This window comes from Mycobacterium cookii (assembly GCF_010727945.1).
Lineage (GTDB): Bacteria > Actinomycetota > Actinomycetes > Mycobacteriales > Mycobacteriaceae > Mycobacterium > Mycobacterium cookii.
This window is the reverse complement of the sequence record NZ_AP022569.1, coordinates 2,581,880-2,601,471: the sequence shown is the minus strand read 5'-3', so window position 1 is coordinate 2,601,471 and position 19,592 is coordinate 2,581,880. Positions and strand designations below refer to the sequence as shown.

23 protein-coding genes and 1 pseudogene are annotated in these 19,592 nt (G+C 65.4%); 9 read left to right on the top strand and 15 right to left on the bottom strand.

Going from position 1 to position 19,592, the window contains the following annotated elements; all coding sequences use genetic code 11:
* Positions 1-5: 5 nt before the first annotated feature.
* The 6 genes from G6N27_RS12200 (at position 6) to G6N27_RS12175 (ending at position 4,275) form a co-directional block, all read left to right on the top strand.
* On the top strand, positions 6-1,154 hold the full coding sequence (locus G6N27_RS12200) for an acyl-CoA dehydrogenase family protein (protein WP_163776560.1): 1,149 nt from the start codon (positions 6-8) through the stop codon (positions 1,152-1,154).
* 97 nt (positions 1,155-1,251) lie between these two features.
* Entirely contained in the window at positions 1,252-1,857 is a 606-nt protein-coding gene (locus tag G6N27_RS12195) for a TetR/AcrR family transcriptional regulator (protein ID WP_163776559.1), read from the top strand.
* Positions 1,854-2,360 carry a hypothetical protein gene (locus G6N27_RS12190; RefSeq protein WP_163776558.1) on the top strand — a complete coding sequence of 169 codons (507 nt, stop codon included), beginning with the start codon at positions 1,854-1,856 and terminating at the stop codon, positions 2,358-2,360. Before G6N27_RS12195 ends, G6N27_RS12190 begins: the two co-directional genes overlap by 4 nt.
* A gap of 125 nt (positions 2,361-2,485) precedes the next feature.
* The gene (locus G6N27_RS12185; protein WP_372513034.1) at positions 2,486-3,766 is read left to right on the top strand and encodes a cytochrome P450; all 1,281 of its coding nucleotides are present in this window, start codon (positions 2,486-2,488) and stop codon (positions 3,764-3,766) included.
* The gene (locus tag G6N27_RS12180; protein ID WP_163776556.1) at positions 3,763-3,951 is read left to right on the top strand and encodes a ferredoxin; all 189 of its coding nucleotides are present in this window, start codon (positions 3,763-3,765) and stop codon (positions 3,949-3,951) included. The genes G6N27_RS12185 and G6N27_RS12180 overlap by 4 nt, the downstream gene beginning before the upstream one ends.
* A 36-nt stretch (positions 3,952-3,987) precedes the next feature.
* Positions 3,988-4,275: a DUF1330 domain-containing protein gene (locus tag G6N27_RS12175; RefSeq protein WP_163776555.1), complete on the top strand. Its 288-nt coding sequence runs from the start codon at positions 3,988-3,990 to the stop codon at positions 4,273-4,275.
* A gap of 16 nt (positions 4,276-4,291) precedes the next feature.
* On the opposite strand, the gene G6N27_RS12170 is transcribed toward G6N27_RS12175, so the two are convergent.
* The 10 genes and pseudogenes from G6N27_RS12170 to G6N27_RS12130 all read right to left on the bottom strand — a co-directional run bounded on the left by G6N27_RS12170 (position 4,292) and on the right by G6N27_RS12130 (position 12,125).
* Positions 4,292-4,693 carry a hypothetical protein gene (locus G6N27_RS12170; RefSeq protein ID WP_163776554.1) on the bottom strand — a complete coding sequence of 134 codons (402 nt, stop codon included), beginning with the start codon at positions 4,691-4,693 and terminating at the stop codon, positions 4,292-4,294.
* 136 nt (positions 4,694-4,829) lie between these two features.
* Positions 4,830-5,027 carry a ferredoxin gene (locus tag G6N27_RS12165; protein WP_163776553.1) on the bottom strand — a complete coding sequence of 66 codons (198 nt, stop codon included), beginning with the start codon at positions 5,025-5,027 and terminating at the stop codon, positions 4,830-4,832.
* Positions 5,024-6,229: a cytochrome P450 gene (locus G6N27_RS12160; RefSeq protein WP_163776552.1), complete on the bottom strand. Its 1,206-nt coding sequence runs from the start codon at positions 6,227-6,229 to the stop codon at positions 5,024-5,026. The genes G6N27_RS12165 and G6N27_RS12160 overlap by 4 nt, the downstream gene beginning before the upstream one ends.
* 100 nt (positions 6,230-6,329) lie before the next feature.
* Entirely contained in the window at positions 6,330-7,088 is a 759-nt protein-coding gene (locus G6N27_RS12155; protein WP_232065072.1) for an NAD(P)-dependent oxidoreductase, read from the bottom strand.
* A 38-nt stretch (positions 7,089-7,126) separates the two neighbouring features.
* Positions 7,127-7,942 (bottom strand): NAD(P)-dependent oxidoreductase, encoded by an 816-nt coding sequence (locus G6N27_RS12150; protein ID WP_163781715.1) that lies wholly within the window; start codon positions 7,940-7,942, stop codon positions 7,127-7,129.
* Positions 7,942-8,796 (bottom strand): alpha/beta hydrolase, encoded by an 855-nt coding sequence (locus G6N27_RS12145; protein ID WP_232065071.1) that lies wholly within the window; start codon positions 8,794-8,796, stop codon positions 7,942-7,944. The genes G6N27_RS12150 and G6N27_RS12145 overlap by 1 nt, the downstream gene beginning before the upstream one ends.
* Positions 8,794-8,883, bottom strand: a pseudogene (locus G6N27_RS25280) (hypothetical protein); the annotation flags it as partial. The pseudogene G6N27_RS25280 and the gene G6N27_RS12145, both read right to left, overlap by 3 nt.
* Entirely contained in the window at positions 8,882-10,528 is a 1,647-nt protein-coding gene (locus G6N27_RS12140; protein ID WP_232064975.1) for a thiolase C-terminal domain-containing protein, read from the bottom strand. The pseudogene G6N27_RS25280 and the gene G6N27_RS12140, both read right to left, overlap by 2 nt.
* The gene (locus G6N27_RS12135) at positions 10,525-10,821 is read right to left on the bottom strand and encodes a ferredoxin (RefSeq protein ID WP_163776550.1); all 297 of its coding nucleotides are present in this window, start codon (positions 10,819-10,821) and stop codon (positions 10,525-10,527) included. The genes G6N27_RS12140 and G6N27_RS12135 overlap by 4 nt, the downstream gene beginning before the upstream one ends.
* On the bottom strand, positions 10,818-12,125 hold the full coding sequence (locus tag G6N27_RS12130; protein ID WP_163781709.1) for an NADH-ubiquinone oxidoreductase-F iron-sulfur binding region domain-containing protein: 1,308 nt from the start codon (positions 12,123-12,125) through the stop codon (positions 10,818-10,820). The genes G6N27_RS12135 and G6N27_RS12130 overlap by 4 nt, the downstream gene beginning before the upstream one ends.
* 36 nt (positions 12,126-12,161) lie before the next feature.
* On the opposite strand from G6N27_RS12130, the gene G6N27_RS12125 reads away from it, so the two are divergent.
* The gene (locus G6N27_RS12125) at positions 12,162-12,635 is read left to right on the top strand and encodes a hypothetical protein (RefSeq protein ID WP_163776549.1); all 474 of its coding nucleotides are present in this window, start codon (positions 12,162-12,164) and stop codon (positions 12,633-12,635) included.
* A 14-nt stretch (positions 12,636-12,649) separates the two neighbouring features.
* Here G6N27_RS12125 and G6N27_RS12120 read toward each other — a convergent pair whose 3' ends face one another.
* The 5 genes from G6N27_RS12120 to G6N27_RS12100 form a co-directional block, all read right to left on the bottom strand.
* A complete protein-coding gene (locus tag G6N27_RS12120) occupies positions 12,650-13,516 on the bottom strand; it encodes an alpha/beta fold hydrolase (protein WP_163776548.1) in 867 nt (288 codons plus the stop codon).
* Between the two features lie 16 nt (positions 13,517-13,532).
* Complete coding sequence (locus G6N27_RS12115; RefSeq protein WP_163776547.1) at positions 13,533-13,946, bottom strand: Rieske (2Fe-2S) protein; 414 nt, start codon at positions 13,944-13,946, stop codon at positions 13,533-13,535.
* Between the two features lies 1 nt (position 13,947).
* Positions 13,948-15,093 carry an amidohydrolase family protein gene (locus G6N27_RS12110; RefSeq protein WP_163776546.1) on the bottom strand — a complete coding sequence of 382 codons (1,146 nt, stop codon included), beginning with the start codon at positions 15,091-15,093 and terminating at the stop codon, positions 13,948-13,950.
* A 30-nt stretch (positions 15,094-15,123) separates the two neighbouring features.
* Positions 15,124-16,215 (bottom strand): amidohydrolase family protein, encoded by a 1,092-nt coding sequence (locus G6N27_RS12105; RefSeq protein ID WP_163776545.1) that lies wholly within the window; start codon positions 16,213-16,215, stop codon positions 15,124-15,126.
* Between the two features lie 186 nt (positions 16,216-16,401).
* Entirely contained in the window at positions 16,402-17,292 is an 891-nt protein-coding gene (locus G6N27_RS12100; protein WP_163776544.1) for an NAD(P)-dependent oxidoreductase, read from the bottom strand.
* 125 nt (positions 17,293-17,417) lie between these two features.
* Between G6N27_RS12100 and G6N27_RS12095 the strand changes: the two genes are divergently transcribed.
* Both G6N27_RS12095 and G6N27_RS12090 read left to right on the top strand, forming a co-directional pair.
* Positions 17,418-18,428, top strand: a complete 1,011-nt coding sequence (locus tag G6N27_RS12095) for an acyl-CoA dehydrogenase family protein (protein WP_163776543.1) — start codon at positions 17,418-17,420, stop codon at positions 18,426-18,428.
* Positions 18,412-19,590, top strand: coding sequence for an acyl-CoA dehydrogenase family protein (locus G6N27_RS12090; protein ID WP_163776542.1), 1,179 nt, complete (start codon positions 18,412-18,414; stop codon positions 19,588-19,590). The genes G6N27_RS12095 and G6N27_RS12090 overlap by 17 nt, the downstream gene beginning before the upstream one ends.
* Positions 19,591-19,592: the final 2 nt, after the last annotated feature.

The following is a 19,592-nucleotide window of genomic DNA, read 5'->3' as shown; positions in this document are numbered from 1 at the left end:
AAGTCATGCGTCGAGACCTGTTCACCGAAGATCACGAATCATTCCGCGGACTGGCCCGGGACTTCATCGAAAAGGAAGTCGTCCCGGCTTATCCGCAGTGGGAGAAGGCCGGGCGGATGCCGCGCGACGTCTTCAAGCAGATGGGTGCGCTCGGGATGCTCGGGATGGCGATTCCCGAGGAGTACGGCGGCGGCGGGATGCCCGACTACCGCTACAACGTCGTGCTGCAGGAGGAGGCGGCCAAGGCGCTGGTGACGCTGTCGACCGTCCGCACCCAACTTGAGGTGATCCTGCCGTATTTCCTGCACTACGCGAATGAGGAGCAGCGCAAGCGCTGGTTCCCCGGTCTGGCCGCCGGGACGCTGCTGACCGCCGTCGCGATGACCGAACCCGGCACCGGATCCGACCTCGCCGGCATGCGCACGACGGCCAAACGGGACGGCGACCACTGGATTGTCAACGGCGCCAAGACATTCATTACCGGTGGCATGCAGGCCGACCTGGTGATCGTCGTCGCCCGCACCGCGACCGACCCCGACAACCGGCGCAGGGGCCTGACGCTGTTCGTCGTCGAGGACGGGATGGAGGGCTTCACCCGCGGTCGCGAGCTGGAGAAAATGGGCTGCAAGGTGCAGGACACCGCCGAGCTGTCGTTCGTCGATGTCCGGGTGCCTGTCGAGAACGTGCTCGGCGACGAGGGTGAGGCGTTCGGCTACCTCGGCCACAACCTGCCGCAGGAACGTCTGACGGTGGCTGTCGGTTCGGTGGCGCAGGCGCGCTCGGCGATCGCCGCGGCCATCGACTACACCAAAGACCGCAAGGCATTCGGCACCCCGGTCGCGTCATTCCAGAACACCAAATTCGAGTTGGCCGCCTGTTCGACCGAAGTAGAGGCCGGCCAGGCGATGCTGGATCGCGCGGTCGCGCTGCACGTCGAGGACGAGCTGTCGGCCCCCGACGCCGCGCGCGTCAAACTGTTCTGCACCGAGATGCAGCAACGGGTCATCGACCGGTGTCTGCAGCTGTTCGGCGGCTACGGCTACATGATGGAATATCCGATCGCCCGGCTGTACACCGATGCACGCGTGGCCCGCATCTACGCCGGCACGAGTGAAGTGATGAAAGTGATCATCGCCAAGTCGCTGGGTCTGTAGCGGCGGCGCGACAGAATGTTTTCGGCTGAGACCCTTGTCACACTCGGCCCAACCAACCTACTGTGTGCTCAGTTAGTTGGTTGAACGAAGGAGCTCGGTGCCCGAATCACGGCCGTACGACTCGTTGCGCGCCAAGGGCGAGGATCGCAAACAGCGGATCCTGTCCGTCGCGCAGCGGTTGCTCACCCGCAACGGGTGGCGCAACACGACGCTGGCCCAGATCGCCGGCGAGGCCGGTGTCAGCCCCGCCGGGTTGCTGCATCACTTCGAATCCAAAGAGCAGCTGTTGAACGCGGTGCTCGACGTCCGCGACGCCGACGACGACTCGCACGCGGACCGGGCGGGCGACCTGATCTCGGAAGTTGCCGCCGTCGCCGAGCGGTACTACCGATCACCCGAGTTGATCGGCACGTACGCGGTGCTGCTCGCGGAGAACGTGCACCCCGACGCACCGCTGCACGACCGGCTGCAAAGCCGGTATCGCGATGCGACCGCGATCATCAGCGAGCTGATCCGACGCGGCCAGCAGGCCGGTCAGTTTCGGATGGACATGGATGTCAGCGTCAAGGCAGTGCAGATTCTTGCCTTCATCATCGGAATGGAGACCACATGGTTGCTCAACCCTTCGATACCACTGACCGAGGTCTTCAAGGAGTACGCGGAATCGTTGGCCCGGGACATGGCTCCGCCGAACCCGACATGAGGTACCGGCTCGACGTCGTCGCCGCCGATGTCGCCGATGTGGTGCGCTTCGCGGGCGGGTGGCTGTTCGACCGGGCGATCGCCGGGTGGGACGTGACGGTCCTGGTCGCCGACCATCCGGACGAACGACCGTTGCGGATTCTCGGCGCCCAGATCGTCGACCTGGAGTACGCATTGGCGACGGCGGGGCACCGGCTGCCGCCGCAGACCCTGGCCGTGGCGGCCGACCTGTTCGACTGCGACCCTCGCGTTCGCGAAGGTGTCCTGCAGGCACTCGACCAGGGCGCGACCGAGGTCACCCTGTGGGGGCAGACCTGGCCGGCCGAGTTGGATGACAGCGTCGGCCTGGTTCAGCACCGGCTCAGCGCCGCCGCGCAGGCCTTCAAGGCGCAGGCCTTCGCCGCGGCGGCTCTTCCCCCGATCCCGATCGAGCCGATCGAGACGTTTCGCAGCCGGGTGACGGCCAGCCCGGCCGTCGAGGCCGACCTGATCCCGGCCGGCTGAGCCGATTTCCTTCTTCTCGACGCTGGATTCGCAGCGCGTTGACGGCGCCGCCTGCGGTATGGAAATCTAATGCTCATCTCTGAGAGGCTCATTCTCACGAGCCGAGATTGGAACGGTGCGAGATGGTGAACGACTTCGCCGATAAGGATTTTTTCCGTGGTAGCGAGCTGATCGCCGACCCCTACCCGTTTTACGAGGCGCTGCGGCAGCAGTGCCCGGTGGCCAAGGAGAAGCACCACGACGTCACGATGGTGACCGGCTGGGAAGAAGCCTGCGCGGTCTTGAACGACGCCGAGACGTGGTCGTCGTGCAACTCGGTGACCGGCCCGTTTCCCGGCTTCCCGGTCAGCCTGGAGGGCCTGGGTGACAGCGACATCACCGAGTTGATCGAGCAGCACCGCGACGAGCTGCCGTTCAGCGATCAGCTGCCCACCCTCGACCCGCCGACCCACACCAACCACCGCTCGCTGCTGATGCGGCTGATCACCCCGAAGCGCCTCAAGGAAAACGAGGACGCCATGTGGGAGCTCGCCGACCAGGTGCTCGACGACTTTCTGGCGCCCGGCGAGGGCGACTGGATCAAGGGCTTCTCCGGTCCCTTCACGCTGCTGGTGATCGCCGACCTGCTCGGCGTGCCGATCGAAGACCGCGACAAGTTCGTCAAGGGCATCCGCGAGAACTCCGGTGGCGGCGTCGGGGGCACCGGCAAGGAATCGCTGGCGCACAGCCCGCTGGAATTCCTCTACGGACTGTTCTCCGACTACGTCCGGGATCGTCGCGCCGCACCCCGCGACGATGTGCTGACCGGCCTGGCTACAGCCACCTATCCTGACGGCACCACGCCCGAGGTCGAAGACGTCGCCCGGGTCGCGGCCAATGTCTTCTCGGCAGGTCAGGAAACGACTGTGCGGCTGCTCGGTGCGTCGCTGCAGACGTTGGGGGAGCGGCCCGACATCCAGGCGCAGTTGCGCAAAGACCGCAGCCTCATCCCGAACTTCATCGAGGAGTCGCTGCGCCACGAGAGCCCGGTCAAGGGTGACTTCCGGTTGAACCGCAAGCCGGTCAACATCGGCGGCGTCGACCTGCCCGCGGGCACCACGGTGATGATCGTGCAGGCCGCCGCGAACCGCGATCCGCGGCGATTCGAAGACCCGACCACGTTCGACCCGGCCAGAAAGAATGCCCGCCAACATATCTCGTTCGGACGCGGTATTCACAGCTGCCCAGGCGCTCCGCTGGCCCGCGCCGAAACACGGGTGGCCCTCGAGCGACTGCTGGACCGCACGTCCGACATCAGGATCAGCGAGAAGCATCACGGGCCCGCCAATGACCGCCGCTACCAATACGTTCCGACGTACATCCTGCGCGGACTGACCGAGCTGCACCTGGAGTTCACGCCCGTATGAAAGTCTGGGTAGACGATCAGCGCTGCCGTGGCCACGGGGTGTGCACCACGCTGTGCGAAGAGGTGTTCAGCCTGACCGACGACGGGTACGCGGTGGCAATAGATTCCGAGGTGCCGGCGCAATTCGAGGCTGCCACCGAAGAGGCCATCGCGTCCTGTCCCGAGCAGGCCATCGTCAAGCGTTGACCAGATACCAAAGCCGGTAAGGAGTTTCACGCAACTATGCCAAAAGGGTATGTCATTCTCACCGAAGCGATCAACGATCCGGAAGGCATGAAGGCCTACGGCCGGGCTGCCGGAGCGGCGATGGACGGAGTCAACATCCTCGCGGTGGACACCAATCCCACGGTCATCGAAGGCGATTGGCACGGCGACCAGACAGTGGTGCTGGAATTCGAGTCGGTGGACGCGGCTCGCGCGTGGTACGAGTCGGAGGCCTACCGGAACGCCGCGAAGTTACGTCAGGCCGCCGCTGACTGCAACGCGGTGATCATCTCCGGATTCGGCTGAGCCGCAACCGCTTACGTCAGGGATGCACCCCGATCTCGTCGCAGATCGGCGGAATGATGATGAAGGCTCCGCGAGGGGTGCAGAACGGGTGCGGCGGCGCCGGTGGCGGCGGAGGTGGAGGAGTGAAGATCGGGGCCGGGATGTCCGCCGAGATGAAGCTGTCCAACGGATTCCCGTGGATGTCAACCATTCGCACGTTGCCCTGACCGAACGGAACTTCATACCAGGTGTGGCACACACCCATGTCCCACTGAATGTTGCCGAACGGCAAAGCTTGCCCGGGGCACCAGGTGTGGGGCTGCGCAGCAAATGGGTCGGCTTGGGCGGTACCTGCGCTGAGTCCTGCCCCGGTGACCGCGACGCTGCCGGCCAGCAGCGCGCCCGAGATGATCTTCTTCAGCGTGCTGGTGTTGTACATAGCGGCTTCCTTTCACGTTTGTCGTGTGGAAAATTACCGCCTACCGCTTGATAGATTCTTAACATCTACTCCGCCGCTGATCCCAACGCGGCGACGAAGTGAAATCGCTTTTGCCCGAACAACGCTCGGCAGTTAACTACTCGCTGATGGAAATGGCCTGCCGCGGGCATTGACGAACCGCCTCGAGCACCAGCGCCTCGTTCTCCGGCGTGACTTCGTCCTGCAGCACGGTCAGTGTGTCGTCATCCTCGAGTCGGAAGACCTCCGGCATGACGCCCATGCACACCCCGTTGCTCTCGCACAGACCCCAGTCGACTTCGATCTTCTTCGTCATCGCAACACCTTCACCGGGACATTCAGCCAGCCCGCGACGTTCTGCATGGTGACTCGCCGGCAGCCGTCCCAGTCGACCTCGTAATTGGGCATGAAGTCGAGCAACTTCTCCAGGGCGACGCGGCTTTCCATCCGGGCCAGTGCCGCGCCCAGGCAGCTGTGGATCCCGTATCCCAAACCGAGGTGCTGCGCTTCGGTCTGGTCGCGGTCGATGTCGAATGTGTCGGCGTCGGTGAAGGCGTCCGGGTCGCGGTTCGCCGCGGCGTTCATCACGAACACCGGCTTGCCCGCCGGTATGGTGCCGCCGCTGGTGTGCGCTTCTTTCAACGTCCAGCGGACGTTGTACTGCACCGGGCCTTCGTAGCGCAGCAACTCTTCGACGGCGCCGGCCAACTTGCTGCGGTCCGCTTTCAGCTTCTTCCACTGCTCCGGGTTGCGGGCGAAAAGCACCATTGCGCTGCCGATCAACTTGGTCACAGTCTCAGCACCGGCACCGCCCAAAAGCGTGGCGAAACCGCATATTTCGATATCGTCCAGCTTGCGGGTCTGACCGTCTTCGCCGGGGATTTCGGCGGCGATCAGCTTGCTGATCATGTCGTCCTGCGGGTTTTGCCGCCGTTCCTGCACCAGGCCGAAGTAGTACATCGCGGTGTCGATGTTGGCCTGCATTCCCGCTTCGCTGACCTCGATCTGTCCGGGTTCCCGGGACAGGCTGGTGTCGATCCAGTGCCGCACCTGCTGGCGGTATTCCTCCGGAACCCCGGCCATCCGGGTGATGACCTCGACAGGGAAAGGTCCGGAGAAGTCCTGCACCACGTCGAAGTTGTCAGGGTCGACGGCACCGAGATATTTGTCGATCACTTCGTGAACGGTCTCGGTCTGCGATTGCACGGCCCGCGGGGTGAAGGCTTTGTTCAGCAGGCTGCGCATGTGCCGATGGTCCGGCGGATCCATGAAGATGATGGATCTCATCTCGGGCGATAGGCCTTTGCGCACCATCGCCAGATCGCAGCCCCGGCTCGATGAGTAGGTCTCGTAATCCTTCAGGGCCGCCGCCACGTCTTCATGACGGGTGATCGCGTAGAAGTCCTCTTTTTCGTCGTAGTAGAGCGGAGCGTCCTCGCGCATTCGGCGATATATCTCGAACGGATTGGTGAAGTACTCGTCGGAGAACGGATCAAAGACGACCTTGGCTTTGGTCATGACACCCTCCTCAGCGCCGAATAAGCCGCTGAAAACCTTTACGACGGAATGCTTGACTGTAACGCTAACGGTAGCCGCATCTTCGCGGACCGAAAAGACCTCATTTCGCCGTCGCGCCCGCGTCGATGGCGTCGTCGAGCACACCGAGGTCGCTGCCCAGTTCGGCGGCGATACCCCTGACCACGGCAAGGTCTTTGCCGACGAATTCGCCTGCGGTTTTGATGAACGAGGCGATGGATCCGCCCGCGGCGACGATGTCCAGCACCCGGCTCGATGCGCTGCCGTGGGGAAGAGCGCTGAGCAGCGCCGACTCTGTCACGCCGAGTTGCGCGCCCAGTCTGACGGCCTCGGCGAGCAGTCCGATGTGGGCCGCGAACAGGGCGTTGTTGACCAGTTTCACCTTCTGACCCGCTCCCAGCGGGCCCACATGCAGGACCGGATCGCCGTAACAACTCAACACCGGTCGGACGCGCGTCAGGGTGTGGTCGGCGCCGCCGACGAACAAGGTCAATGTTCCGGCCGCGGCGTTGTGCGGGCCTCCGCTCACCGGTGCATCCACCACCTCTATGCCGCGGGGCGTCGCCCGCTCGGCGATGCTCTCGACGGTGCGGGGGCTTCCGGTGGTGTGCAGCACCAGAGCTGAGCCGGCCGGCATCGCCGCGACCACACCGCCAGCCAGGCAGACCTCACGGACCTGCTCGTCGGTGAACACACAGACCACCGCGACTTCCGCGGCCGCGCACACTTCGGCGATCTCGGCGACGGATCTCCCGCCCAATTCGGTGATGGCGGCGCGCTTGTCGGCGGTGCGGCTCAGGACATCGACATCGTGTCCGGCCCCGACGAGACGGGCCACCATCGGACGTCCCATCCGCCCGGCGCCGATGAATCCGATTCTCACCGTGGGTGTTTCATCAGGGCCAGCGTGGCGTCGGCGGCATCCAGCACAGCTCCGCCGGTAAAGTTCGCGCGGTCGGTCAGGTCGGCGAGCAGCCGAATGTCCTTTTGCAGCAGTGCGCCCGCCAGGTCTGCCAGCCGATCCAGACCGCTGTCACCGCCAAGCACGTTGAGACCGAAGCTGTTCCCGCTGCCGCGAGAGATGACTTCGGTAAGGCGATCAGGCAGTACGCCGAGCGCCTCGCCAAGTGCCAGGGTGCTGGCCGCCGTTCCCAGGTTCGCGGTGAAGAGCAGATTGTTCAGCAGTTTCGCGGTCTGTCCGGAGCCGAGCTCACCCAGGTGCACAATCGGGTCGGCGTAGCTCTCGAACACCGGGCGGCAGCGGTCGACGACGTCGGGCTCGCCACCGGCCATGACCAGCAGGCGTCGTTCCGCCACGGCCGGCGCACCCCCGCTCACTGGCGCGTCGATCACTGAAACATCCTGTGCTGCCGCCTTTTCTGCCAATTGATGGCAGGTGTTGGGGTGCACGGTGCTGTGGATCGCGATGATGCCGCCCGGCTTGAGCCCGGTCAGCACCCCGTCCTCACCCGTCGCGACCTCCTCGACGTCCGCATCGCCGACCACGCAGAGGCACACTAGATCGCTGTCGGCCGCGAGTTCGGCGGGCGACGCTGCGACTTTCGCGGCGGTGCCGGCATACCGCTCCAGCGACTCCGGCCTGCGCGCCCACAACGTGGTGGGGAACCCGGCGTCGATGATGCGTCCGGCCATCGGGCCGCCCTGGCTGCCCAATCCGATGAATCCGACGTGCATCACCCGGTCTCCACGCCGATGCAGGTGTCGGCGAACTCGAGAACCGACGCGTGATAGTCCGCAGCGGTGTGGCCGAGGCTGATGTTGTGTGCTGCCCCGCGCTGCTCGTTGAGTCGGAAATTGGGTGCACCCGAGAACAGCGACGCAATCTCCTCCAGCGCAGGCTGATCCGAGAGCCAGATTTTTTCGTGCTCGGCGACGCTGAACTGCACCGGCACCCGAACTTCAGGCGCAATGGCCGGAAAGTCCTGGCGGGCCCAGTTCAACACCATCTGGGTTTCGTAGGGTGGAGCCCCTTGGTAAACCGTTGCACCGCTGAGGACTTCGGGCGGATAGAGTTCGGTGGGATGCCACAACAGCTCGCGCATGCCGGCGGGGCGGTGTTCGAGGGTTGTCGCTTTGAGGATCTCGCGGGCCGCGGGATGATAGCGACGGCCGGTGCCGGCCAGTTCAACGCCGAGCAGGTCGTCGCGCTGCGTCTCCGCGGCCATCCGCAGTGCCAGTTCGCAACCACCGGAATGGGCCATCAGGAAGAGTCCGGCGCCGCGGGGCCGTTCGTTGAGAACCTTGTCCACCGCGCCATATGCGAGCGCGACCCGTTGCCCGGGTTCGGCCATCGCCTCGGGGTAGGCCGCGGAGCTGCCGTACCCGGGCCGGTCGAGCGCGACGACGGTGTATCCGCGCGCCGCGCCGGCCCGCAGCAACGACGACTCGGGGTGGCCGGGACAATCGAAATACAGTGCGGTGGTGCCGCCGCCGTGAATCGCAACGATTACCGCACGCGGGTCGGGCACCTCGGCGACGAGAGCCGACATCGGAACCCCGTCGACGATGACAAGTCTCGGCTGAATCATGCGCCGCTCCTCAGCATCGCTGCGTCCCCCTCGCCGCTGCGCGGCTGGAGGCACCCCCACTGCATCGTCGTCGGCGCGGGCCGAATCATGACTCGGCTCGCAGCAGCAGCACCCCGCTCGGCGTCAGGCCGCCGCTGCTGACCACTCCGACGCGGGCGCCGGCGACTTGTCGCTCACCGGCTTCACCGCGCAACTGGGTGATCGCCTCGTGCAGCAGACCCATGCCGTGCGTTCGACCGTGCGACAGCTGCCCGCCATGGGTGTTCAGCGGGAGTTGTCCGTCGCGGGCGATGTTCTTGCCGCCGTCCAGAAACTCCTTCGCCTCGCCGATCCCGCAGAAACCCAGCGCTTCGATCCAGGACAGGCAGTTCATGGTGAACCCGTCGTACAACTCGGCGACGTCGACGTCCTGCGGTGTGAGCGAGGTGCGCGACCACAGGTGCGCGGCTTGGCCGAGCACCTGCGGTTCGTGGGTCAATGTGCTTTGGTCCCAATCGATTCGCTCGATGATCTGGGTCCCGACCGCGTCGACGAGCACCGGCGGTTTTGCGGTGTCGCGCGCGGCATCGACGGCCGACACGATCACCGCGATCGCGCCGTCGCACGGCACGTCGCAGTCGTAGAGCCCGAACGGCGTGGTGATCGGACGCGCGTTGAGGTAGTCGTCCATGGTCATCGGTGACCGGTACACCGCGGTGGGATTGATTTCGGCGTTCGCGCGCTGGTTCAGCGCGATCCAGCCCAGCGTCTCTTTCGTCGTGCCATAGCGGTGAAAGTGCCGCTGCGCGTTCTGCGCCAAGGTGTGTGCCGCCGACGTCGCACCGAACGGCAGCAGCCAGTCGGCGCGACGGCCCCCGGACACTGGAATTTTGCCCTGTTTCATCTGCTCGTTGAAGGTGGCTTCCCACAGCGTCCGGAAGCACAGCACATGGCGGGCCAGCCCGCCGGCGACGGCGAGCATCGCGGCGATCACCGATCCGCCGGGACCGAAGGTTTCGATCCCGCCGTTGTGCCATGTCGGCCGAATGCCCAGCGCCGCTTCGAGTGCGGTGACGCCGCCTTCGCCGAAGCCACCGAGGTTGCCGCCGCCGGGGTAGGTCGACAAGCCGTCGATGTCGTCGAGGGTCAGCCCGGCGTCGGCGACGGCGGCCTCGCAGGCCACAACTGTCAGCGACAGCGGCGGAACCATCAGCCGTCGGCCGATCTCCGACATGCCGATTCCGGTGAGCGCCACCTTGTCTTCGAACTTGTCCGCCGTGAGCATCGGCCGGACGTACTCGCCGAAGCGTTCCGGTGCGATCTCGTCGATCGGCAGCGCGGCAGGGGCGGCATCCTCGAGGAGACGAAACAGCGGCAGCCAGACGTCCTCATGCTGCTCGAAGACCACCTCGACCTGTTGGCCCAATTCCAGTTGCTCCGGGTCACATTCGACGATGTTGGTGGTCAGCCGCACCCGTGGGTCTTCGGCGAGGGCGACTTGGGCGACGACGTACGGAGCGGGCAAGCCGGGCACACTGAATCGATGGTTGACGGTGAAGCCGGCCAGCGTGGCCCGGCCTGACACCGCCCGAACGGTCAGGTTGTGCGAGCGACAGTACCGGCACACCGGTGCGGGTGGATGGATGAGGGCAGTGCAATCCGCACATTCCTGCAAGCGCAGCTTTCCGTCCGCGCCTGACGTCCAGAAGAATTCGTTGTCTTGAGTGATCAGCGGCAGCGGGCGCCCGGTCAACGGGTGAACCCCCACTCGGCTTCGTTCGCTTCGGTTTTGAGATGTTCGGCCGGATCCTCGTCGGTGCACTCCGACATCGGATGCGGACCGCCGCGATGCTCACCCCACTCGGTGATCGCGTGCACCGGGCAATCCAGCAACGCCCGCATCACCGCGTCGCGGTCAGCTTCGGCCACGTCGCCGCTGCCCTCCAGCGACGCATAGCCCCAGTCGTCGAGCGAGAAGTATTCCGGCGCGTGCTTGGCGCATACCCCGAAGCCGTCGCACACCGTGCGGTCGAGACGGATTCTCACGCGTGGCTCACCGCCTCCACCTCGTAGGGTCGGTCGGCGACGAAAGCGCCGACTTGGCATGTCTGGCAACCATTGTCGACATGGCTGCCGACCTCATCGGCAAACTTGTCGAGCAGGCTCGCGGCGACGTTGGTCGCGGCGTCCAACGTCGCGCAGGCGCCACGTCCGCGAAGCACCACCGACCACCGGCGCAACCGGGCGACATCCTCATCGGTGGCGACGCCGTCCCGCAGGGCGGTGGCGACCGCGGCCATCGCCGCCGTCCCGTTGAAACACGAGCCGCACTGCCCGGCGTTCTCGCGGTCGAAATACGCCAGCACCGAAGCCGCGACGGCGACCGGGCAGTCGTCGGTGATCACGGCAATCGCGCCGTTGCCCAACCCGCAGCCGAGCCCGCGTAGCGTCTCGTGGTCCAGCGTCGCATCCAGCACGCGGCGGTCGAGCAAGCCGGCGAAGTAGCCGCCCAGCAGCGCACCTCGGACTTCGTTCGGTGAAACACCGTGCAGGGCAAGCAGCTCGGTGAACGGCAGACCGTGCGGTACTTCGTAGAGGGCTGGCGGCCGACCGGCACCGGTGAGCGTGACCAGGAAGCTGCCGGGAGACAGCGACGTGCCCAGTGATCGGTAATCGGCTGACCCGTGGCGCAGCAGGTATGGCAGGTTGGCCAGCGTCTCCACATTGCTCACCAGCGTGGGTAGGCCCCCGACGCCCTCCTGGAACGGCCGCGGCGGCTTGTCGGTGGGTTTGACCGGACCGCCGTTTATCGCGCGGACCGCCGCGGTTTCCTCGCCGGCGATGTATCCGGGCTCGACATTCCACACCTCAACCGCGATGCCGCCGAACACTTCCGGCCCGACCTCGGCCAGAGCGGCTTCGACACTGGACGTGGAATCGGGGTCGGACACGTAGACGTAGGCACGGTCGGCGTTCACCATCGCGGTGGCAAGCCGCAGCCCGTCGAGAATCAGATGCGGCCGGTGCCGCAGCAGCCACCGGTCCTTGATCGAAGCCGGTTCTCCCTCTTCGCCGTTCGCCACGACGATGGCTCCACCGGCAGGCCGACCGTTGTCGCGCACCGCCCGCAACTTGACTGCGAGCGGAAAACCGGCCCCACCGCGACCCAGCAGCCCAGCGGATTCGACCTCGCCGAGCAGTTCGTCCGCACCGGCAAGAGGCTGGTAGCCACCGAGTCCGCGGTACGCGGTCAGATCTTCTCTGCCAGGCCCGGGTTGACCGCCGATCAGCCTGGGCGTGAAGCCGGGCGACGAGGCGATGGTGATTGACGGTGCGGCGCTGGTCTCCATCACTTCGCTCCCGACCTCACCGTTAGGCTTGCGCACATGCGGACCGCAGTCGTGCGCGTCAATGTCGACCCCGACAACGTGCTGGCGCCTGAACAACTAACCGAGTGCATGACAGTGCTCCTCGGCAGTGCCGGCAACGTGGGCGTCGACGTCGTCATGAAGGACCTCGGAGCGATGCCCGCCGGCCGTCGCGAGGTCGAGCTGTTGATCGCCTGCACCGATGTCGACGTGGCCAAGCACACGGCGATCGAGCTGTGCGCGAAAGCTTTTCCCACCACGCCGGTTGCGGGCGTGGTCACTTTCGTCAGCCGGGGAACCGACGACGATGCGCACGGCGTGCTGGCCGGGTTCGGGCTCACCGGCGAGATCGAACGGACGCCGGACCACGAGGGTTTCGACGTTGTCTACGTGACGTTGCGTGAGGACGACCTCGAGCACATTCCGGAGAGCCGGATATACACGGCGCTGGCGGCGTCGCTGAACTGCGAGGTTCACCTCCGCGTGGTGTAAAGCGCTGCGGCACATCACGATTTCAGGAACTTCAGGATGGCCGGGGCGGCCTGCACCCAGGTGTCGAACATATTGAAGTGCTTGACCTCGCCCCGTGCGCGTGCCTCGGATGCGCGCTCCCACGCATCCTCCGGCCACGGCGGGTCGATCAGCTTTGAGCCCTTGATCAAGCAGCTGACTTCCAGCGATGTCCGCTTCGGGTGATCCATGTCGTTCTCACCACCGCGAATGATCAACGTGGGAACCTGAATTCGATCGAACATCTCGTCATCGACACCCGGAATCGTCTGTCCTGGTTTGGACACGAAGGCGTTGAGCCACCGCAGCATCAATTTGAGGAACTGATCGGAGTCGAGGTCGAGGAACCGTTTCTCGTTGTCGGGGTTCTCCTCGATGCGCTCGCGCCATTCCGGAACCTTGATCACACCGTCCATTCCGGTGCCGCGCACCGCGAGAATGCTGGGGACGATGTAGTACGACCCGAGGACGAACGTGCCGTAGATGCCGCCGACGATGTTCCACACCACGAGCTTCTCCACGAGTTCGGGGTACAGCATCGTGGTGAGCATGGAATCCCTTGCGCCACCGGACCCGCCGGCAAGGATGCACCGGTCGAAGCCGAGCCCGGTCACGAGTTTGTGCAGGGTCTCGGCGCGCATGTGCGATTCGCTCTGCCCGTAGAACTGCACGTCGGATGCGCCGCAGTTGGGGCGGTCCCACATCAACACCCGGTAGCCTCCGGCGGCGAGCGCCTCCGCCAGCGGGCGCAGACCCGGGATCTCTTTGCTGAACCGGCCACCGGGTGTCAGGGCGATGAGATCGCCTGACTCGCCGAGGATTTCGTAAACGACCTTGCCACCGTTGACCTCGACAGAAGACACTGATATCCCTTCTACGTCAGGCTTGCACCACGACGTCGTCGCCGACGACTCGCACCGGGTAGGTGCGGATGCTCCATTCCGGCTTGACCGCGGTCGTGCCGGTCGCCAGCTCGAAACCCCATTGGTGCCAAGGGCAGTAGATGTATTCCATATCGCGCACCATCACGGCATCACCGGGCGCGGTCTCGTCCACGATGGTGCGTCCCCGGGGACGCCCCGAGCACAGCGGACCGCCTTGGTGCGGGCAGTAATTCGCGATGGCGTAGAAGGTGCCGTTGACGTTGTAGACGCCGACCCCGTGCCGCCCGATCGGGACCATTTTGTGCTTGCCCGGCGGGATTTCGCCGACGGTGGCGACAACGTGCTCGCGACCCTGGGCAAGTCGGGGCTCGGGCCGCTTGGTCTCTGGCCCTGCGTTTTCGGAAGGCAACTCAGAGCACCCGGACTTGACCCTCAAGGACGGGAACCGTCTCGGGAAGGTGGTAGGTCGCGATGCCGTTCTTGTACATCACCGCATCCCGGGCGTGCTTGGGCAGGTGCTTGACCAACCAGCGCGGGTCGTCGAAGGTCCAGTGCGGGTAGTCCGAGGAGAACAGCAGGATCTTCTCGCACTCCATCCACTCCAGCGTGCGGGTCAGCTCGGTCTTGTCCTCCGGGTAATCCAGCGGCTGCGTGGTGAATTTGATGTGGTCCTTGACGTATTCCGACGGCTTGCGCTTGATGTCGACCCACGACTTGCGCGCTTCGTAGATCGCGTCCATCCGCCACATCAGCGGCAGGATCCAGGTGAACGCGTGCTCGACGAACACGATCCGCAACGTCGGGAAGCGGTCGAAGACACCGTCGAAGATCAGGCTCATCACCTGGTTGGCGGCCAGCAGCGAGTAGGTGACCATGAAGTCGTGGTTGTAGCTGGGGTATCCCACCGGCGGGGCCGGCAGCTCGTCGAACTGGCTGCGGGACAGGTGGCAGCTCACGGGCATGTCGTGCTTGCTGGCTGCGGACCAGATCGGGTCGTACTTCGGGTGGCCCCATGACGGCCTCGGTTCGGCCTTGATCAGAATCTGCGCCATGTAGGGGTGCCCGGCCCACTTCTCGATCTCGCGAGCCGACTCTTCGGGCTCCTCGATCGCCGCGCAGATCGATCCGCGCCACCGCTCGTGCCAGTTGTTATGGCTGTCGAGCCAGTGGTGGGCCTGCCACTCATTCAGTGCGGCGGCCATCGCGTGCTGCGCCTCGGGCATCCGGGCCGGGTAGGCGCCGGGTTCCAGAATGCCGATGTCGGAACCCGCTTCCATGATCAGCTGGCGGAACGCCATGTCCGGGTCGCTGCCGGGGAACTCGCCGTCCGGCGGGAAGGCATCGGTGCGCATCGCGTAGGCGTGCGCGTAGTCGGGGGCGTCGTAGTAGATCTGGTCGCCCACATTGCGACTCAGAAAGTACTTGCTGCGCCACGGTTCGGGGATGTACGGGACCAGCTCGCCGCGCCGCGGCACCGGGTGGACATCCGAGTCGACGCACCGCACGGCGATGCGCTCCGCGGCCGGAACACGCTCCTGCGAATGGGTCAGCGTCATCTCGATCTCCTCGCTCTCCCTGATTTCCTTCTACTGTGCGCCTGAGCCGACGGCGATGTCTATGCCGTAGAGCTCGGCGGCGTTGCGCCAGCACACCTTGTCGCGCTGCTCGGTGGAAAGGGCCTTTGGCAACTTCTTGATGTCACCGCACTGCCAGTGCGGGTAGCTAGAGCCGAACATCACCATGTCGTCCTTGCCGGTGAATCCGAACCATTCGCCGGCGAAATCGGTGTCGCCGGGTCCGTCGAGGCTGCCCTGGACGAAGTACACGTGCCCGGGCAGGTAGTCGCTGGGAATCCGCGGCGCCCATGGAGTCTGCTCGAGGTGCGGCCGGCCGAAGGTGTCCATCCGCCAGATGAACGGCGTGATGAAATCGGCGGCGCCGTCGCCCCAGACGAATTTCAGGCCGGGAAAGCGCTCGAAGACTCCCTCGGCGATCATGTTCATCTGGTGGTACACGTAGTTCAGCGCCATGAAGCTGACGTAGTGCTCGTAGGTGCGGGTGTTGCCGTTCGGCGTCGGTGGATTGGCGATGCCCGAGCCGACCTCGATGTGCGCCGCGACGGGTAGGCACGCATCGGCCGCCGCTTCCCAGAGCGGCCAGAACTGCGGTTTGCCGTAGACCTCGCGGGACTGCAGCGGGATACCGATTTGCACCACCCGAGGGTGGCCGCGCCACTTTTCGATCTCCTTCAGCGCGCCGGCGATGTCGTCGGGGTTCACTCGAATCGTGCCGCGGAACCGGTCGCCGAACTGGCTGTGCTCCAGCCACTTCGACACCATCATCTCGTTGTGCGCGGCGTGCAGCGCGGAGCCCAGATGCCGGTCCGGCATGATGCCGCGCGCCATCGGATGCAGGACGGCCACATCCACCCCGCGCTTCGAAAACAGTTCGTTGCCGACGATGTCGGGGTCAGAGCCCGGGTACTGGCGATCGGGTCCCTCGGTGTTGGGCGCGTATTCGCCGCCCGGCGCCCCGTACCAGTCCATCTCGTAGTCGGGGAAGCCCCGGCTCTTGAACGGCTCGCGCAGAACCGAGCGCAATTCCTTGTTGGACGAGAAGAAGATGTGCACGCTGGCGTCGATCAGCGGTGTGCGCGTCCCGTCCGGGTGCTCGATCACCTAAACCACCCTTCGCGGCTCCGACGTCTGTGTCGGGCCTTCTGACCCAATACGATAGCTAAACTAACATTTGCCTAGGGCGTTACTCAATGGGTTTCCGGTAAGCATTTCGATTAATCATAAGGCCTGATAGATGTCAATATTGCCGGTAGCCGCCGTAAGCGTTGTTCTTCGCTGGCGATAATATCATTCTCGCTTTCTACGGGCGCCGACAGTGATGCCGGCCGCCCGCTCCATCGGCTTGATCGCCGACGTGAAATCGGAGTCGGCGCCCTCCTCGGCGAGCGTCGCTTCCCAGAGCCGCCGCACGGCTTCGGCGATCTCGACGGGCACGCCGAGGGCTTTGGCCTCGTCGAGGTAGAGCCGGACGTCCTTGACCATCAACCCGGTGGCAAACCCGTAGTCGAACGTGCGGGGCAGGATCGCCCGGGGGAACTTGTCGCGACTGGCACTCGTCGCACCCGAGCTCGCGTTGAGGACGTCGATCATGACTTCCGGGTCGAGGCCGGACTTGACGCCCATCACGACGACTTCCGATGTCGCGACCAGCACCGTGGCGGCCAGGATGTTGTTGGCCAGCTTCATCGTCTGCGCCGAACCGGGCTGCTCCCCGACGTGCATCGGTCGGCCGATCGTCTCGAGCACCGGCCGTAGGACGTCGAATTCCGGACGGGGTCCCGAGACCATCAAGGCCAGGGTCCCGGCTTCGGCTCCGCCGACGCCGCCGCTGACCGGGCAGTCGATCGCTGCGATGTCGTGTTCGGCGAGCAGGCCGTGGATGCGCACCGCGGTGTGCGTGCCGACCGTCGACAGGTCGACGTAGCGGGCGACCCGGTCACCCTCGGCCACGCCGGCGGCCACGTCGAGCGCCGCCGCCGGGGAGGGCAGGCTTGCCAGCACGGTGTCGGCGGCGTCGGCAACCTCCTTCGGCGACGACGCCGGATTGGCGCCCAGTGCGGCGAGGCGGTCGAGGGCCTCGGCGCGGGTGTCGAAGGCGGCCACCCGGTGTCCCGCGGCGACCAGACGTCGCGCGATCGGAAAACCCATGTGGCCCAAGCCGATAAAGCCAATGTCCATCGTGATCGCCTACTCCTCGCGCACGCGTGCCCTGCGGCCGGACCATTTCCTGCGAGATTGTCACTGTGCTATTAAGAGAATAGTATTCTCACTCCCAAGTTAACTGTTCTAAGGAGCTGGCCGGGATGCTGTTGGAATTCGACGAGGATCAACGGCTCTGGCAGGAAACCGTGCGCGACGCCGTCGGCAAGCAATGCCCTCCGGCGCTGGTCAGGGGTATCGCCGAGGACGGCGTCGACCCGACCCCGGTGTGGAAGGCCTACGTCGAGCACGGCTGGACCGAGATGAACGATCCCGAGAACGCTGTCGAGTTGGCGATCGTCCTGGAGGAATTGGGCCGCGCCACCGATCCCACTCCGTACTTGGCGACGATGAGCCAGTTTGCGCCGTTGGCGGGGGACCGCTTCGATTCGCGGGTATCCGGCGCCGCGGTCTACAACGGGGTGACGGCCCACCGCGACGGCGACGGCTGGGTGCTGGACGGCACCGCCCGCCATGTTCTCGACGGCGACCGCGCCGAGCGACTCGCCATCGTGACCGACGCCGCCGTCTTCGTCGTCGACGTCGATGAAGCCGGCGGGCAGGTCTCCCGGCGGCGAAGTTCGGTCTTCGACCCGATTCTGCACGTCGCGGATCTGAGCGTCGACGGGTTGCGCCTGCCCGACACCGCCCGGGTCGCCGTTGACACCGAGCGGGCGCAGCACATCGCGCTGATGGGTATGGCGATGACGATGGTCGGAGCGTGCCAACGCATTCTGGACCTGGTGCTCGACCACGTCCGCAGTCGCCACCAGTTCGGTGTGCCGATCGGATCGTTCCAGGCGGTCCAGCACAAAGCCGCCGACATGCACGTCGCGATCGAGCGGGCGCGGGCGCTGAGCTACTACGCCGCGCTGACGATCGCCGCCGACGACTCCCGCAGGCGGTTGGCCGCCACGATGGCCAAAGCCGCTGCGGGCGAATGCCAGGCCCTGGTATTCCGGCACGGTCTGCAACTGTTCGGTGCGATGGGCTTCACCTGGGAGAACGATCTGCAATTTGCGCTCAAGCGCGCCAAAGCCGGCGAGTTGATGCTCGGCGGCACCGCTGAACATCGAGCAAAGGTCACCGAGGAATACCGTGCAGCTAACCTTTGATCCAGACGTCGAGTCATTTCGCGACGAGTTCGTCGCCTTCCTCGACAAGCATGTCCCTGCCGCCGCTGCCGAAGCCATCGAGCGGCCGAAGTCGGTGTCGCACATGCCGCAGTGGGCCCGGCGCTGGCAACGACTGCTCTTCGACAACGGCTGGCTGCTGCCCACCCAACCGCCTGAGTTCGGCGGCCGGAACGCCTCTGTCCTCCAGCAATACGTGTACCTGGAAGAGCTGTGTAAGCGCCGGATCTACCACAGCTTCAATCCGCAGGGCGTGAATATTATTGCGGCGTCGCTGATTTCGTTCGGCAGCGATGAGCAGAAGAAGCGCTGGGCGGTGCCCATCCTGCGGGCCGAGATCACCGCGTCGCTGGGCATGAGCGAGCCGAGCGCCGGTTCCGACCTGGCCTCGTTGCGGACCAAGGCAGTCCTCGACGGCGACCACTTCGTGGTCAACGGGCAAAAGGTGTGGACATCCGGCGCCCACGACGCGGACGTCCTGCTGACGTTCGTGCGCACCGACCCGGATGCCCCGAAACACAAGGGAATCAGCGCACTGGTGATCCCCACCAATACCCCCGGCGTGACGCGACGACCGTTCCCGGACATCTGCGGTCAGGACAACCTGGACTTCAACGAGGTGTTCTTCGAGGACGTGAAGGTGCCCGCGGAGAACCTGGTCGGGCCACTCAATCAGGGTTGGGGGGTGGCCAACGGGTCACTCGGACACGAACGCACGATGATGTGGCTCGGCTTCGCCGACCGTCTCGACAACGTCATCTCGGACTTCGAACCGAAGGATGACCTCGAGCGCGATCACTACGCCACGGCGATCATGGATCGACAGGCGCTTCGGTTGCTCGGATCGGTGGCGCTGGCCCGCGCCGCTCGTGGCGAAGAGGACGTGCCCGCGCTGTCGGTGCTCAAACTGCTCGGTTCCGAAGCCGAACGGCAAGCCTGCGAAAACGCCTTGTCCGCAGCGGGTTCCGACGGTCTGCTGCATCCCGTCCTGACCGGGCCCTACGAGCCGATGAACCTTGACCACTACTTCGGCAGTTGGTTCGAACGCTACGCACGCAGCTTCTCCGGCACCATCGCCGGCGGAACCTCCGAGATCCAGCGCAACATCATCGCCCAACGAGTGCTGGGGCTGCCCGCCCGCTAGTG